16 protein-coding genes are annotated in these 15,291 nt (G+C 67.7%); 10 read left to right on the plus strand and 6 right to left on the minus strand.

Annotation, left to right across the window (positions count from 1 at the left end; all coding sequences use genetic code 11):
- The first annotated feature begins 101 nt into the window (after nucleotides 1-101).
- Together AIIKEEIJ_RS12990 and phoU are read left to right on the plus strand one after the other, a co-directional pair.
- Entirely contained in the window at nucleotides 102-1,889 is a 1,788-nt protein-coding gene (locus AIIKEEIJ_RS12990; protein ID WP_029546274.1) for a thiamine pyrophosphate-requiring protein, read from the plus strand.
- 106 nt (nucleotides 1,890-1,995) lie between these two features.
- Entirely contained in the window at nucleotides 1,996-2,667 is a 672-nt protein-coding gene (gene phoU, locus AIIKEEIJ_RS12995; protein ID WP_161995812.1) for a phosphate signaling complex protein PhoU, read from the plus strand.
- Here phoU and AIIKEEIJ_RS13000 read toward each other — a convergent pair.
- Nucleotides 2,618-2,905: a hypothetical protein gene (locus tag AIIKEEIJ_RS13000; RefSeq protein ID WP_006931807.1), complete on the minus strand. Its 288-nt coding sequence runs from the start codon at nucleotides 2,903-2,905 to the stop codon at nucleotides 2,618-2,620. The genes phoU and AIIKEEIJ_RS13000 overlap by 50 nt on opposite strands.
- Nucleotides 2,906-3,006: 101 nt before the next feature.
- On the opposite strand from AIIKEEIJ_RS13000, the gene AIIKEEIJ_RS13005 reads away from it, so the two are divergent.
- Nucleotides 3,007-3,804 carry an SDR family oxidoreductase gene (locus tag AIIKEEIJ_RS13005; RefSeq protein WP_161995813.1) on the plus strand — a complete coding sequence of 266 codons (798 nt, stop codon included), beginning with the start codon at nucleotides 3,007-3,009 and terminating at the stop codon, nucleotides 3,802-3,804.
- 63 nt (nucleotides 3,805-3,867) lie between these two features.
- Here the strand turns inward: AIIKEEIJ_RS13005 and AIIKEEIJ_RS13010 are convergent, their stop codons facing one another.
- Entirely contained in the window at nucleotides 3,868-5,298 is a 1,431-nt protein-coding gene (locus AIIKEEIJ_RS13010; RefSeq protein ID WP_161995814.1) for a DUF1214 domain-containing protein, read from the minus strand.
- A gap of 232 nt (nucleotides 5,299-5,530) precedes the next feature.
- Nucleotides 5,531-7,000 (minus strand): PAS domain S-box protein, encoded by a 1,470-nt coding sequence (locus AIIKEEIJ_RS13015; protein ID WP_161995815.1) that lies wholly within the window; start codon nucleotides 6,998-7,000, stop codon nucleotides 5,531-5,533.
- A 154-nt stretch (nucleotides 7,001-7,154) separates the two neighbouring features.
- On the opposite strand from AIIKEEIJ_RS13015, the gene AIIKEEIJ_RS13020 reads away from it, so the two are divergent.
- The 7 genes from AIIKEEIJ_RS13020 to AIIKEEIJ_RS13050 all read left to right on the plus strand — a co-directional run bounded on the left by AIIKEEIJ_RS13020 (nucleotide 7,155) and on the right by AIIKEEIJ_RS13050 (nucleotide 12,880).
- Complete coding sequence (locus tag AIIKEEIJ_RS13020; RefSeq protein WP_161995816.1) at nucleotides 7,155-8,339, plus strand: acyl-CoA dehydrogenase family protein; 1,185 nt, start codon at nucleotides 7,155-7,157, stop codon at nucleotides 8,337-8,339.
- Nucleotides 8,340-8,392: 53 nt separating this feature from the next.
- A complete protein-coding gene (locus AIIKEEIJ_RS13025; RefSeq protein WP_161995817.1) occupies nucleotides 8,393-8,755 on the plus strand; it encodes a hypothetical protein in 363 nt (120 codons plus the stop codon).
- A 3-nt stretch (nucleotides 8,756-8,758) separates the two neighbouring features.
- Nucleotides 8,759-9,259, plus strand: coding sequence for a nuclear transport factor 2 family protein (locus AIIKEEIJ_RS13030; protein WP_161995818.1), 501 nt, complete (start codon nucleotides 8,759-8,761; stop codon nucleotides 9,257-9,259).
- A gap of 48 nt (nucleotides 9,260-9,307) precedes the next feature.
- Nucleotides 9,308-10,588, plus strand: coding sequence for a Rieske 2Fe-2S domain-containing protein (locus AIIKEEIJ_RS13035; protein ID WP_161995819.1), 1,281 nt, complete (start codon nucleotides 9,308-9,310; stop codon nucleotides 10,586-10,588).
- Nucleotides 10,581-11,084, plus strand: a complete 504-nt coding sequence (locus AIIKEEIJ_RS13040) for an aromatic-ring-hydroxylating dioxygenase subunit beta (protein ID WP_161995820.1) — start codon at nucleotides 10,581-10,583, stop codon at nucleotides 11,082-11,084. Before AIIKEEIJ_RS13035 ends, AIIKEEIJ_RS13040 begins: the two co-directional genes overlap by 8 nt.
- A 9-nt stretch (nucleotides 11,085-11,093) precedes the next feature.
- Nucleotides 11,094-11,858: an SDR family NAD(P)-dependent oxidoreductase gene (locus tag AIIKEEIJ_RS13045; RefSeq protein WP_080688648.1), complete on the plus strand. Its 765-nt coding sequence runs from the start codon at nucleotides 11,094-11,096 to the stop codon at nucleotides 11,856-11,858.
- A 71-nt stretch (nucleotides 11,859-11,929) separates the two neighbouring features.
- Nucleotides 11,930-12,880 carry a 2Fe-2S iron-sulfur cluster-binding protein gene (locus tag AIIKEEIJ_RS13050; RefSeq protein ID WP_161995821.1) on the plus strand — a complete coding sequence of 317 codons (951 nt, stop codon included), beginning with the start codon at nucleotides 11,930-11,932 and terminating at the stop codon, nucleotides 12,878-12,880.
- Here AIIKEEIJ_RS13050 and AIIKEEIJ_RS13055 read toward each other — a convergent pair.
- The 3 genes from AIIKEEIJ_RS13055 to AIIKEEIJ_RS13065 form a co-directional block, all read right to left on the minus strand.
- On the minus strand, nucleotides 12,874-13,524 hold the full coding sequence (locus AIIKEEIJ_RS13055) for a response regulator transcription factor (RefSeq protein ID WP_006931786.1): 651 nt from the start codon (nucleotides 13,522-13,524) through the stop codon (nucleotides 12,874-12,876). The genes AIIKEEIJ_RS13050 and AIIKEEIJ_RS13055 overlap by 7 nt on opposite strands.
- 86 nt (nucleotides 13,525-13,610) lie before the next feature.
- Nucleotides 13,611-13,907, minus strand: a complete 297-nt coding sequence (locus AIIKEEIJ_RS13060; RefSeq protein WP_161995822.1) for a hypothetical protein — start codon at nucleotides 13,905-13,907, stop codon at nucleotides 13,611-13,613.
- A gap of 168 nt (nucleotides 13,908-14,075) precedes the next feature.
- The gene (locus AIIKEEIJ_RS13065; protein ID WP_238406333.1) at nucleotides 14,076-15,176 is read right to left on the minus strand and encodes an amidase family protein; all 1,101 of its coding nucleotides are present in this window, start codon (nucleotides 15,174-15,176) and stop codon (nucleotides 14,076-14,078) included.
- Nucleotides 15,177-15,291 lie beyond the last annotated feature (115 nt).

Below are 15,291 nucleotides of genomic sequence, written 5' to 3' on the forward strand. Positions count from 1 at the left end.
TCGGCGCCGAGGTTTCGCCCGTCCCCCACCGGGCACCCAGCCCCGGAGGACACGACGAAGGGTGCCCGCGGCGGACGCCGGGCGCCACCGGGAGGAACAGCATGGCCAACGTCGCCGACGGGATAGTCGACCGGCTCCGGGCCTGGGGCGTCCACCGCGTCTTCGGCTACGCCGGAGACGGGATCGACCCGATCCTGGCCGCCCTGGATCGGGCGGCCGAGCACATCGAGCTCGTCACCGCCCGGCACGAGGAGATGGCGGCCTTCATGGCCACCGGGCACGCGAAATACACCGGGGAGGTAGGAGTGTGCCTCGCCACCCAGGGACCCGGAGCGGTGCATCTGCTCACCGGCCTCTACGACGCCAAGCTGGACGGCAAACCGGTGGTGGCGATCGTCGGACACGTGGTGACGACGGCCCAGGGCAGCGGCTACCAGCAGGAAGTCGCGCTGCCCACGCTGTTCAAGGACGTGTGCGCCCAGTACGTGCAGACCCTCGATACCCCCGAACAACTCGGCGCGGTGCTCGACAACGCCTTCCGCACCGCACGGGCGACCTCCAGCCCGACGTGTGTGATCGTCCCGCACGACGTGCAGCAGGCCGACGTCGCCGGGGAGGAGCACGCCCACGGCGTGGTCCCCAGCGCCGCGACGGTCGCGGTCCCGCGGGTGCTGCCCACCGACGCCGATCTCGACCGGGCCGCCGACCTGCTCAACGCCGGGCGACGGGTCGCGCTGCTCGTCGGCCAGGGCGCATACGGCGCGGCCCCGGAAATCGGCGAGGTCGCGGAGCTGCTCGGCGCCGGCGTCACGACGTCGCTGCTCGGCAAACCGGTGATCGACGAGTCCCGGGACTGGGCCTGCGGTGTCATGGGACACCTCGGCACGACCGCCTCTGCGGACCTGACGGCCGGATGCGACACCCTGCTGATCGTGGGCAGCAACGATCCGTGGACGGAGTTCTATCCCGCCCCGGGACAGGCACGTGCCGTGCAGATCGACATCGCCGCCCGCAACCTCGGCGCCAAGTATCCCGTCGAGGTGCCCCTAGCCGGGGACGCCCGCGAGACCCTGCGCGCCCTGCTGCCCCGGCTGCACCGGACCGCCGGACCGTGGCGCCGCGACGTCGAGCAGATGGTCCGGAACTGGCGGCGGATCGCCGCCGCACGGTGCACGGAGCCCCCGGACGGTCTCGATCCGCAGGCCGTCGTCCTCGATCCGCAGGCTGTCGTCGCAGCCCTGTCCGACCGGCTCCCGGCGGACGCCCAGGTGGCGGTGGACGTCGGATCGGTCGTGTATTGGTACGCGCGTTTCCTGCGACTGCCGCCGGGAGTGCCGGCGCACCTGTCGAGCACGCTCGCCTCGATGGGGTCCGCGATGCCGTACGGACTGGCCGCCAAGCTCGCCCATCCGGATCGTCCGGTGATCGCCCTGGCCGGGGACGGCGCCATGCAGATGAACGGCATCTCGGAGCTGATCACCCTTGCCCACCGCTGGCGAGACTGGGCCGATCCGCGCTTCGTCGTCCTCGTCCTCGACAACGGCGACCTCACCGAAGTGTCCTGGGAGCAGAGGGAAATGGAGGGCGACGCCCGCATCCCCGCCTCGCAGACCGTCCCGCCCTTCCCCTATGCCGACTACGCCCGGCTGCTCGGCCTGGAGGGCATCCGGGTCGATCGCCCCGAGGACGTCGACGGGGCGTGGCACACTGCCCTGACCGCCGACCGTCCGGTGCTGATCCAGGCGGTCGTCGATCCGGCTACCCCGCTGCTGCCGCCGCGCGCCTCTGCGGACAAGGTCGAGAAGATGCTCCAGGCCCTCGAGCGGGAAGGCGCGCACACGGCCGCACAGCGGCTGCGGCGGCAGCGCGAGCAGGAAGCCGAGAACTGACGGCGGCGGTTCCCCGGCCCGAAGGGCCTCCACCGGGCGTCGACGGGGCCGCTTCCGGGTATACCCCCGTAACGGCAACGGAGGACAGCGCAGTGGATCGGTGTACATGAGGGCCTCGTTCGATCAACAGTTACGCGACCTCACCGGCAGGCTCCGCGGTCTCGCCGAGCTCGCGGCGAAGGCCCTGGAGCTGTCGACGCGTGCGCTGCTCGACGGCGACGTGGCCGCGGCCGAGGAGGCGCTCGATCTCGGCGAGCAGATCGACACGTTGCACACCGAGTGCAGCGAGCGGGCCGTGGCGATCCTGGCGTTGCAGCATCCGGTGGCCGGCGATCTCCGGTTCGTCTTCTCGGCGGTGCGGATGAGCAGCGATCTGGCGCGGATGGGCCAGCTCGCCCTGCACATCGCGCGGGCAGCCCGGCGGCGCACCCCCGGAGAGCTCGCCCCCGACGAGGTCCGGGACGACATCGCCCGGATGGGCGAACTCACGGCCTGCATGGCGCGCGGACTGTGTGACGTCTTCACGGAGGCGAATCTGGAGCTGGTCACCCGGGTCCGGAGCACCGACGCGGAACTCGACGCCGTCCACGCCCGTCTGCTCGGGACGCTCCGGGACCCGGCGTGGACGCACGGCGTGACCCCCGCCGTCGACCTCGCCCTGGTGGCACGCTTCTACGAACGCTTCGGGGACCAGGCCGTGGACGTGGCCGAACGGGTCATCTTCCTGATCACCGGGCGGCGCCCCGACGGCGATCCAGCTCCACCCGAGCGGCCCTGAGAATGTGCCCGGGCCGGTCCGGGTTCACGGTCCGTTCGAGGTCGGCGACGAACTCCTCCAGGCGCTCCGTGGGCCACGATTCGAGTCCCGCGCCCGTGCGTTCGGGATAGGCGGCGTGGACGACGTCGAGAATCCGGTGTGCGAGCCGGCGCGCGTCCGCCACGCCGAGGCGGTGGGTCGTGCCGTCGACGGTGACATCCAGCCCGTCGCCGGTGTCGGTCACGGCAAAGGTCGTCATGGGTGCACCTCCTGTGCTCACCGGTCATGACGTTACTCGAGGTGAGCGCCCGTCGACCACCGATCGGCGTGGAGGGGACGACGAGTGGGTACAGGCCCTGCATGAGTATTCCTGCACCCGAGAGACTTGCGATCGTCACCGGAGCCGATTCGGGAATCGGAAAAGCCACCGCCGAGGTGCTGGCCTCGGAGGGATTCGACGTAGGCATCACGTTCCACACCGACGAGGCCGGGGCCCGGAACACCCGGGACGGGATCGAGGAGCGCGGACAGCGCTGCTTCGTCGTCCGCCAGGACCTGACCAGTCCGGACACCGCCGACGTCGTCGACACGCTCGCCGAGAAGCTCGGCGGCCTGGGCGTTCTGGTCAACAACGCCGGAACCGGGCACATGGACCGGATCCTCGACCTGAGCTACGACACGTGGCGGGAGGTTCTCGCGACCGACCTCGAGGGTCCGTTCCTGTGCGCTCAGCGCGCCGCCCGGCGGATGATCGCGGGCGGCCGCGGTGGCCGGATCATCAACGTCACGAGTGTGCACGAGCACATCCCCCGGCTCGGCGCCGCCGCCTACTGCAGCGCCAAGGCCGGCCTGGGCATGCTCACCAAGTGCCTCGCACTCGAGCTGGGACGGCACGGCATCCTCGTCAATGCGATTGCGCCGGGCGAGATCTCGACCCCGATGACGGGCATGGACGAATCCCAGGCATATCGTGAGGACCGCCCCGGCAACCCGGTCGGCCGGCCCGGGCACGTCAACGAGATCGCGTCGGCCATCGCATTTCTCGCGTCGCCGCGCTCGTCGTACCTCACGGGCGGCTCGATTCCCGTCGACGGTGGACTGATGCTCATGGCGGCACACGGCCACGACATGGCCGGGGAGAGCTGGCGCGAGATCTGAGATCGCACCGACTGGATCTCGCCGGTGCCGGGCCGAGGGCACGACGAGGCCGCGTCGGCGCCTCTACGCGAGTCGCTCGATGTCCGGCAGCTGCCACGTCTTGTCGAACCACGGTGCGAGGGGACCGTACAGCCGGAACATGGCCCACCAGCTCTTGCCGGGAACGGTCTGGATCCAGTTGTGACCGTCCTCGGGCGGTTCGGGACCGAAGTGGACGTCGACGGAGCCGTCCTCGTTCGTGGTGAAATCGCGGTCCTGGCTCGTCACCGACGGCCACTCCTGTCCGGTCTGCAGCATGGACCGGGTCTGGGTGTCGTAGGCGAGGATCGACCAGAAGTCGCCGGCCGGAACGTTCGCAGGGACGCGGAGCCGGTAGGTCCGGCCGCCGTCGAACGGGGCGCCGTCGGCGTCGACGCAGGCGACGACGTACTGGGATCCGGTGCCGATCCTCTCGACGTCCTCTGCCGGACTCACGCCGGTCACCGAGAAGTTGAACTGAGCGGCGGCGTCGAGCAGGGCGACCCCGTCCTCCTCGAACCGATGACCACCGAGGAAGAATGCGCGCCAAGTACTGCCCGGGTAGCGGTAGGCCTCCGGCTGCCGGAACCGGTAGGTGAGGGCGCGACCGGTGGCGTCACCCACCGCGGCGGCTTCGGTGAGGATCGCGCGCATGCGCTCGTCGGGGACGAACGGCCTGCCGCGCCGGATGCCGATCGAGGCGAAGAATCCCAGGGTGAGCGGATCGGACGACTCGGGCGGCTCCGACTGCACCACCTCGTCGAGCATTTCCCACGCCCGGAAGTCGGCCGGGGGGACGCCGACCATGGGTTCGGGCGACACGTTCACGAACCGCATGGACGGCGGACGGTCCGCGAGCGCGAGGGGGTAGGCCCGGGTCTTGTCCTTGATGACCTCGACGGCGGGGTGGGGATCGCCGTGCTCGTCGAGGAAGCCCCGAACGAACAGCACCATGCCGAAGCTGTTGGTCCGCACCACGAAGTAGCCGCCGGGGACCTCACCGTCGTAGCCGGGGGGCAGCAGCAGGTAGGCGCCGCCCCGGCCCTTGTCGGGTCCGGTCAGGCCGACGTCGACCACCCAGCGTCCCCAGCTGTCGTCGATCGCGCCCAGCACGCCGGGCGGCGCCTCGATCACGAGCGGACCGTCGTGCAGGTCGATCCAGATGGCGGTGTACGACGTGCTCGTGTTCGCCGTGAGCCACACGGTGCGCGGATGCATCAGGTCTTCGAAGACGTACGCCGTCGAGTTCACCGGGCCCCACTCGAGGAGCGCGCTGCGCATCGCCGCCATGTTCAGCGCGGGCAGAGCCAGCAGGTACGCCTGCACGGCACGCTGAAAGTCCAGGTTGTCGAACAACGTCCGGACCGTCGCGTCGTCCGGGAAGCCGTCGAAGAACCGCAACGTGCCCAACCGGGTGTGAACCTCGTCGGGCGACTCGATGCCGGCCGGGATGGGGGTCGCCGTCGTATCAGTCATCGCCAGCCTCCTCGTCACGATGCCGCCGACTCCGACGCTACGAATCACATCACCGGCTCTCTAGGGTCCAAAGCCCATAGCTCGCCCCCAGGGACGACCGAAGTCAGCGGCTTCTCCTGGACCCGTCATCCAGGAACCTTCGCCATTGTGGCCACGGCGCCGCCCCGGACCGGGTGCCGCCGTACCCAGCACACCTGTGTCAGTCGAGGTTGCCCTCGGAGGTGGATCGCAGTTACTCGGAGATGGGCAGGCACATCCGGACCTCGGTACCGTGCGGGTGGTTGGGCAGGTACCGGATGCTGCCCCCGTGTCGCTCGACGATGTGCTCCGAGATGATCAGGCCGATCCCGGAACTGTCCTGCTTGGCCGAGAAGGCCCCGGAGGCCAGACGGTTTCCCGAGGCACCGTCCATCCCTCGTCCCTGGTCGAGAACGGAGACGCAGGCCCACTCACCCCGCCGGGCCGTCCGGACTGTCAGCTCCTTGACAGAAGTCGAGGGCAACACGATCTCGTCGATCGCGTTGAAGCAGAGGTTGATGACCACCTGCCCGATCAGCACGCTCTCTCCTTCCACCGGCAACGGGGAACGGGACCTGTCGATCGATATGTGCACGCCCCGCTCGGCTGCCCGCAGACGAACGAAGTACAAACTCTCCTCGACCGTCTCGTTGAGGTCTATGGCAGCCTTGGTGCTCTCGATCCGCCGCACGTAGCGCTTCACGGAGGACACGATTTCCGCCGCCCGGCCGAGCTGCTTCTCCATCCTGTCCAACCCGTAGCTCAGCGCCTCGGGGTCGAGGGATCGGTCGGAGATGCGCGCCTTGAGGCCGCTCAGATAGTTCGTCGAGGCGGCGAGGGGCTGCCCGAGTTCGTGAGCGAGGATCATGGCCATGTCACCCATCGCGTTGTACCGGCTGAGGTACTGGAGGTTGGCCTCCTGATACGCATGCCGGCGTTCCCACTCCACGCGATCCGTCACGTCACGGATCGTCAGCACCCGGGACGTCATTCCGTCGTGCACCACGGCCTCGAGAAAGCCTGCCAGCCAGGTGGTGCTGCCGTCGCTCTTCTCGATCTCCTGCATGATGCCCACCGGCCCGGCCGCCGCGTCCAATTTGGCGACGACGGGCTCGGCGGTCAGGCGAGGCTCACACCGGCCCAGATCCTCCAGGTACACACCGGACAGTTCGTCCGGCGTTCTGCCGAAGAGCTGGGCCGCGAGCGGCGAGATGTCCTCGATGCAGTTCATCTCGTCGAGCACCACGATGCCCGCCGACGTGTGCGTCATGATGCGCTGTAGGGACTGCGACACCCAGCTGAGCTCCTCCTGGAGCTCCACCTCTTCGGCGATGTTGCGGAACTCGACCATCACGACCTGCCCGTCCTGGAAGGTCAGGAGCGAGGCGACCGCATCTGCCAGGAATTCCTGACCGTCCTTGGTCCGGTACTTCCACTGTCTGCGGCTCGAGCCGTGTACGACCGCGTCCTGCAACCACGCCACCCCGACCGAGCGCCGGTACTGACGCTCCTGGCTGCTCATGTGGTGGGCCTTCAACGGTCGCAGTTCGTCGAGGGTGAAACCGAACATCCGGCACGCGGCGGGGTTGGCCCAGAGGATGTTCTTGGACGCGGCCTCGTGGATGAGGATCCCTGTTTCCGTCTTCTCCACCATCTCCTGGAAGTCGCGGCCTGTCGGGAACATCGATCCTCACCTCCGGGTGCCGTGACGGTTCATTGTCGACCCACGAGCGGCGGATCGACCATAGGGGAATGCTTTATGACCGGCGGAGGAAATCCCGATACCGCCTCGTCCGAACCTTTCCTAGCGTTTTCCTCAGCGCGACACGACGAGGTGGATGGAGACGACGATGGCGATCCGGAGCACGATGAAACCAGTGCAGGCGGCAGCGGTGGGCCCTGCCCGGGAGAAGGCCTTCGAGGACGCCCTCGCCGTGCTGCTGGACCGGCGCGACGAGTTCAACCGGCAACGATTCGTGCCGAAGGACTTCATCGCGCTCTTGAAGCAGGCCGGACTCTACCGCGCGTCGACCCCGGCACGGTTCGGCGGAGAACCGATGGCCCCGTCCTCCTTCATGAGGCAGGTCGAGCGGATTTCCGCGGTGGATCCGGCCACCGGGTGGGTGGCAAGCTTCGGATCCTCGCTCGTGTACTTCGCAGCCCTGCCGGTCGAAACCCAGGAGACGATCTACTCCGACGGCCCGGACGTCGCCTATGCCGGCGGGTTGTTCCCCATGCAGAAGGCCGAGAAGGTGGACGGCGGCTACCTGTGCAGCGGGCTCTGGCAGTTCGCCAGCGGATGCCTGGGCGCCGACATCCTCGGCATCGGTCTCGCCGGAGGCCCGGAAACGAACGGCAAGCCACTGACCGCCCTCGTGGACCCTGCCGACGTGGAGATCGTGGAGAACTGGGATGTCGCCGGAATGAAGGCGACGGGGTCACACGCAGTGAAGGCCGACAGGCTCTTCGTTCCCGAGGAGATGACGTTCGTCCGCGGTGGCGCTCCCCTGGTCGACGAGCCGCTCACACGGTATCCGTCGCTCGCCTACGCCGCCCAGGTGCTGGCGGTGGTGACTCTCGGCGCCGCCCGCGGCGCGCTGGACTACGTCCACGAGGTCGGAGCGGTCCGATCCAGCATCACCGGCGGTGACAGCAAGGGAAACCGGCCCGCCTACAAGACCGGCCTGGCCCGCGCCGAGGCCGATCTCCGCTCCGCTCGGGCCTTCTTCTACGAGATCACCGACGAGGTGTGGGACCTGGCGGTCCGCGGCGACGAGATCACCGACGAGTACACGGCCCTGCTCCGCCTGGGAGCAACCCAGGCCGCCCACGTCGGCCGCAACGTCGTGCTCGCCGCGTTCGACCTGGCCGGCACCGGGGCGATCTACGAGAGCCACCCGCTGCAGCGCTACCTTCGGGACGCTCTCGTCCCGGCTCAGCACGCCATGCTTCAGACCAACACCTTCGAGGCGGCCGGAGCCGTTCTCCTCGGCCTGGAACCCGGGATCCCCAGTTTCCCCTGATCAGGGCGGGATCTTCGAGACCAGCGCCTGCCTTCCCAGCGAAAGGACGCCCCATGACCGCCGAACCGTTGCGCACCCTGTTCTGCATCGGCAACAACCAGAACTTCTTCGACCTGCCGAAGGCGGAGATCGGCCCGGTGTGGGTCGGCATCTCCACCATGCTCTCGAATCTCGCGAACATGGACGGCATCCATGTCGTCGGCACGTTCGACGACGACGCCCACATGGTGGGCCCGTCCGACGGCTGGCCCTGGACCTGCTACGTCCTGGCCGACGTGAAGGACCAGGAAACCGTGCGGGCCGCGTGCAACCTGTTGCGGACGACGATGATCGGCGAGTGCGCCCTCTGGAAGTACTTCAAGATCGAGGCCCGCATGGGCCGAGAGCTGACGATCCGCGCCGACGTCGAGGTCTGATCCGTGACCGACACGGAGCACCGCCTCGAGGTGGTCGAGGCGAAGGAGGCCGTCCGCGACTGTCTCGCCCGCTATCTGGACCTGTGTGACGTGCCCGGCCCGCTGCAGAGCCCGGATCGGCTCGGCGTCCTGTTCACCGACGACGCGACCTGGGAAGGACTGGGTCCGGAGTACGCCGGGAAATTCGGAATCGCCAGGGGCCGAGACGAAATCGTGGCCCTCGTGTCCCGGTACCTGCCGCCGGCCGACCACTTCCTCCGCAACGTGCATCTCCTCGGGAGCGAGCAGATCCGTCTCGACGGCAACCGTGCGAGCGGGCAGTGGATCATGCAGCAACTGTCGCTCTATGCGACGGGAACGGCCGAGATTCTCTGCGCCCGGCTCACGATCGACTTCGACCTGGGCCGGACCGGGGGACGTACGGCGGCTCACATGAGCCGGTTCTGCACCCGCCGGATGTTCGCCGCGCCGCTGCCCGCCGAGGCGATGTTCCAACGGATCTGATGCATCCCGGTGATGCCCGCCCTTGCACTTCACGAACGAAGGAATCACATGACGACGACAGAAGAACCCACCGCACGCACCTACGCGGACCTCGTCGCGAACGACCGGGTCGCGGGCCGGCTGTACACCGATCCGGACATCTTCCAGGAGGAGATGAAGAAGATCTTCTACAAGACCTGGGTGTGGGTGGCACACGAGAGCGAGATCCCGGAGGCGGGTTCGTTCAAGACCACCCAGGTCGGAGACCAGCCGGTCATCGTGACCCGGGATCGCAAGGGCAACTTCAACACCCTGCTGAACCGGTGCCGGCATCGGGGGGCGACGGTGTGCGACCAGCGCAGCGGCAAGGCCAACGGCTTCACGTGCCCGTACCACAACTGGTCCTACGCACTCGACGGACGTCTGCGCGGCATCCCCTACCCGGACGGTTACGAGGGCGTCGTGGACAAGAAGGACTTCCCGCTCCAGACGCTGCGCACCGAGAGCTACCTGGGGATGATCTGGGCAACCTTCGACCAGGACGCCGAGCCGCTCGAGGACTTCCTCGGCGACGCCAAGATCTGGATGGAACGCTTCTTCAAGCAGAGCAACGGATTTCCGACCAAGGTGCTCGGCGTTCACAAGTTCCGGTTCAAGGGGAACTGGAAGATCCAGCTCGAGAACACCACGGACGGGTACCACTTCCCGATGGTGCACAAGTCGTGGATGGCCTCCGTCGACGCCGAGACGGCGGACATGATGTCGTTCATGGACGACCCCGCGGCCGAGACCCACGCCCTCGGCAACGGGCACAGCGTCGCGATCATGGCCGCGGCCCACGCGGATCTCGATGTGGACGACGGAACGGAGGAGATCCAGCCCCGTTTCCAGCATCTGGTCGACGAACTCGCCGCCGCGGGAGAAAGCCCCGAACGGATCCGTCGCTATATGCGTTCCATGCACGGTTGCGGGTTCAACCTCAACACCTTCCCGAACGTCGCGATGTCGTCGTCGTTCTTCCGGGTCCTGATCCCTCTCTCCGTCGACGAGACCGAGATCTGGCACATGGCCCTCGGCATGGACGGCGGGCCCAAGAGCGTCAACCGCGAGCGACTGAGGATCCACGAGCACTTCCAGGGGCCGTTCGGTTTCGGTAGCCCCGACGACGCCGAGGGTTGGATCCGGGTGCAGATCGGGGCCGGCGGCAATCCGAACATGCCGATCCTCGTCAACCGCGGCGAGGGACGCGAGTACACGACCGAAGAAGGTTGGCCCACCTCTCATGTCACCGACGAGACGGGGATGCGGGAAGCCTACGCGATGTGGAAGAAGATGATGAGCAATGACTGAGGTCGTACCGATGCCGACCCTGACGGACTCCCGTACCCTCCGGGCCATCGAGCTCGTCTGGAAGGAAGCTCAGGTCCTCGATGCCAAGGACTATCGAGCCTGGGAGCAGATGTACACGGACGACGCACATTACGTGATTCCCATCGATCCGGGCACCGACGACTTCGCCGCGGGCCTGAACATGGTCTACGACGACAAGCGCATGCGGCACCTGCGCGTCGAGCGGATGATGCAGGGCTACTCGCCCTCCGCGGTGGCCGCGGCCCGGACCGTGCGGATCGTCTCGCGGTTCACCGTGGAGGAAATCACCGACACCTCGGTCACTCTCCGATCGGCCCAGATCCTCAATGCGTTCAAGCGCAACGAATTCACGACGCTCGGCGCCGAGCTGACCCATCGGATCGTTCTCGGAGCGGACGGGGACAGAATCTCGCTCAAGGTCGTGCGGCTCATCGACAGCGAGGACGCGGTCAGCGCCTCGGGTTACCTGCTGTAGGGGGCCGATGTGATCTCTCAGTCCACCGGCACCGGGCCGGGTATCGCCGTTGTCACCGGCGCGGCCGGAGGTATGGGTGCCGCCATTGCCCGGAAACTCCACGCCGACGGTAGAAGGGTTCTGCTCGCCGACATCGACACGGCCGGTGTCGAAGCCCTCGCGGCGGAGTTGTCCCCCGACGGATCGACCGCACGCGGTCTCGAGCTCGACGTCAGTCGCAAGGTCGGATTCGAGGAGGCCCTGGCGACATGCCGGCAGATCTGGGGCATCCCCACGATCGTCGTCAACAATGCTGCCGTCACGCAGGCAGCGGATCTGATGAACCTGGCGGAGGCGGACTTCACGAGTGTGCTCACGACGAACGTGAACAGCATCTTCTTCGGTTGCCAGGTGTTCGGCGCGGCCATGGCCGACCAGGGCTTCGGACGGATCGTCAACATGGCCTCACTTGCCGGCCAGAACGGAGGGACGGCAACCGGTGGCCACTACGCGGCCTCCAAGGGAGCGATCCTGACCACCACCAAGGTCTTCGCGCGCGAGCTGGCCGGCCGGGGAGTGACCGTGAACGCGATCTCTCCCGGGCCGCACGACCTCCCGGTCGTGCGGGCCACGGTGCCCCCGGACAGGCTCGCGGGCATCGTCGCCGGGATTCCGGTGGGCCGCTTGGGAAGTCCGTCGTTCGTGGCGGACATGGTCGGGCTGCTCACCTCGGACGACGCCTACTTCGTCACAGGTGCCTGCTGGGACGTCAACGGCGGGCTGTACCTCCGCTGAGCGGAGTCCTCCCGTCCGGGAGGGCCCCGGTCGGCGTTTTCCGTCCGGAGAAATTCACGAGGAGAACGGACATGGCACTCATCGACGTCACCGTCGCCGAGATCATTCAGGAATCACCCACCGTCAGATCGTTCAGGCTGGCGAAGACCGACGGGTCGCCACTGGGTACGTATCTGCCGGGCGCGCACATCGATGTCGTCGGACCCACGTCGATCACCCGCCAGTACTCGCTGTTCAGCACGCCCGATGCGCAGGATTCGTTCGCCTTCGCGGTGAAGCGCGAGGAGAACTCCCGCGGCGGCTCGGCCGCCCTCCACGAAGTGGGGGTGGGCGACGTTCTCCGGATCAGCTCCCCGCGGAACCTGCTGAGCATCGCGACGGACGCCACGCACCACGTCCTGGTCGCCGCCGGCATCGGCATCACCCCGATGCTGAGCCTGGCGCGCTACATGGACGTCCACGGCATCAGCTTCGAACTGCACTACTTCGCGCGCAGCGAGAAGGAAGCCGCCTTCCTTCCGCTGCTGCGTGACCGCTGCCCGGAGAAGCTCCGTGCCCATCTGGGGGTGACCCGGGAGGACCAGGACGAGATCCTCGGAACCACCTTTGCGGGAATGGATCCCGGCGCCCACGTCTACACGTGCGGACCCGACGGGTTCATGACCAAGGTCGTTGCGCTCGCCGGCCGGCACGTCCCGGCCGGGTCGATCCATCTCGAGAACTTCCACGCGGCGGAACAGCCGGACGCCTCCGAGAACTCCGCGTTCGAGGTGGAACTGGAGGGGGAGACCTATCAGGTCCCGGCCGACCGGAGCATCGTCGAGGTGCTTCAGGAGAACGGCTGCGACGTGGACACGTCCTGCCAGGAGGGCATCTGCGGTACCTGCATCATGCAGGTGCTGGCGGGGACTCCGATCCACCGGGACAACGTTCTCACGCAGTCCGAGAAGGAATCCGGCGAGATCATGGCAGTCTGCGTGTCCCGGGCAGCGGGCGAGCGCCTGGTGTTGGACTACTACTGATCCTCGACCGGCACGTCCACCCCGTACCGAAGGACGTCACGCACGAGGGTGCTGATGCTGTCGGCGTCCGTCTTGCTCTTGATACGAGCACGATGGACGTCGACGGTCTTCACGCTCATGCCGAGTTTCCGGGCGATGTTCTGGCTGGGTAGGCCTTCGACCACCAGGGCCAGGATCTGACGCTCCCGCGGCGTGAGGGACGAGACCTTGTTCCGGACCGATTCCCGCACGACATGGTCGGTGAAGCGGAGCCGGGCCTTCTCCACCCCGGCCTGCACGGCGTCCAGCAGCCGTTGCGGATCGTAGGGCTTCTCGAGGAAGTCCAGCGCCCCCGCCTTCAGGGTGGAGACGGACATCCGGATGTCGCCGTGGGCGGAGACGAAGATGATCGCCACGTGCGGCGCGAACTCGTTGAGCTTCTCCTGCAACCGTGTCCCACTCATGCGGGGCATGCGCACGTCGAGGACGATGCAGGCCGGCCGGCTCCCGTCGTAGGCGTTCAGGAACTGCTCACCGCTGTGGCAGATCACCGGTCTGATCCCGATGCTCTCCAGCAACCAGTCGACGGATTCGCACAGTTCGAGATCGTCGTCGACCACGTACACCGTCGTCTCGGCTCGGAGGTCGTCCGCACTCTCCGCCATGGCTCTTCACCTCCGGATTCGGGAGCCAGGGCGTATCCCTGGCTCCCGACATTGTCCCCGTCCGCCGCGCGGGGGGAACCACCTGCTCAGGCGACGTCCGCCGCGGCGTCGTCCCAGCCGGCATCGGCGGTCCAGTAGTTCATTCCCGCCGCGCTCACCTGGTGCCGCCAGGCGGTGGTCCGCCGCAGGAGTGGTTCTTCCCTGCGGACCGACTCGTCGGCCGCCTCGGGGCCGTCGGCCTCCACCGTCCAGTGGACCCAGTTGACCTCACGACCGTACTCGTCGTGGACGAACAGATCGACGTGGTGCCAGCCGCGGTCGAACGTGTCCTCGTAGCAGGTGAGGAACATCCGGTGGTGGTTGGTGGGGCGGGGTTCGAACATGGCTGATCCTTTCACCGAGCCGAGCGAGTAATGTCACCGAGCCGAGCGAGTCTTGTCACCGAGCCGAGCGAGTCTTGTCACCGAGCCGAGCGCGTCTTGTCACCGAGCCGAGCGAGTCTTGTCACCGAGCCGAGCGAGTCTTGTCACCGAGCTGAGCGAGCGGGCGGCTCAGACGGCAATCACGGGCAGTTCACGTAGGAGGGCCTCGAGCTTCTCGCCCACGTCGAGCAGCCGGTCCTCGTGCCCCGGCAGCCCGACGATCTGCAGGCCCAGCGGCAGTCCCGCGGGGGTACGGGCACCCGGCACGACCACGACCGGTAGACCCAGCAGCTGCCACGGCCGGCTGAGGATCGGCGACCCGGTCGCGGACAGGCCGAACGGGGCCGGACCCAGCGCTGCAGGACCGACGATGATCGGAGCGGAGTCCAGAATCTCGTCCAGCAGTTCACGAGAACGGTCCCGACGGGTCAGGGCCGCGGAATACTCGGCCCCGGGAGTCCTGCGACCGTTCTCCAGGAGGTCTCGGATCGGCACGCTCAGTGCCTGCGCATGTTCGTCGAACTCGTGTGCCCGTGCCCGGGCGGCTTCGTACGACATGACGGTGACGTGGTCCTCGGCCAAGGTCTGAACATGATCGTCCCAGTCGAGCGGTTCGGCCTTCACTCCGATCTCTTCCAGCAGGGCGGGCACATGTTCCAGCAACGCCGCCATGGGCGGCTCCAGGGGGTGGAGAGCACCGGCGTTCCAGACCAGGCCCCGAGCAACCGGCTCCGGAGCCCGGGCATCGGAGCGCTCGCGACCGGTGAATGCGTTGTGCACGAAGCGAAGATCGGCCACGGACCGGGTGAGCAGGCCCAGCGAGTCCAGTGACTCGCTCAGACCGGAGATGCCGGACATGTCCGTGGTGCCGTGGGCGAGGACCATGCCGGCGGCTCCGCAGTACGAGGCCGGCCGGGTCAGCGAACCCGCCGTCTGGGTGCCGAGCGCGAGGGGCACGGTCCCCGCCGCGACGGCCGCAGCCGATCCACTGGAGGACCCGCCGGGGGTGTGATCGAGGGCGTGGGGATTGCGGGTGGGGCCGGGGGTGAAGTAGCCGAACTCGGTCGTCACGGTCTTGCCCTGGACGATCGCACCGAGGGAACGCAGACGAGTCACGCAGGCAGCATCGGTGCCGACGGCATCCGGGGAGGTGACTGCGGAGCCGGCACGCGTGGGCATCCCGGCTACGTCGATGAGGTCCTTGACTCCGGCGGACACGGTTGCGTCCATCAGGATGGTGTACGAGCCGGATCGGATCCGATGACCGGCGTGTCGTAACCGGACGAAAGACGGTCACCGCGTGATTCTTCGAGAGAGCTACCAACTCGACTCGACGAAAGAGCAC

Origin of the sequence: Rhodococcus sp. YH1, from assembly GCF_009939605.1 — a bacterium.
Lineage (GTDB): Bacteria > Actinomycetota > Actinomycetes > Mycobacteriales > Mycobacteriaceae > Rhodococcus > Rhodococcus aetherivorans.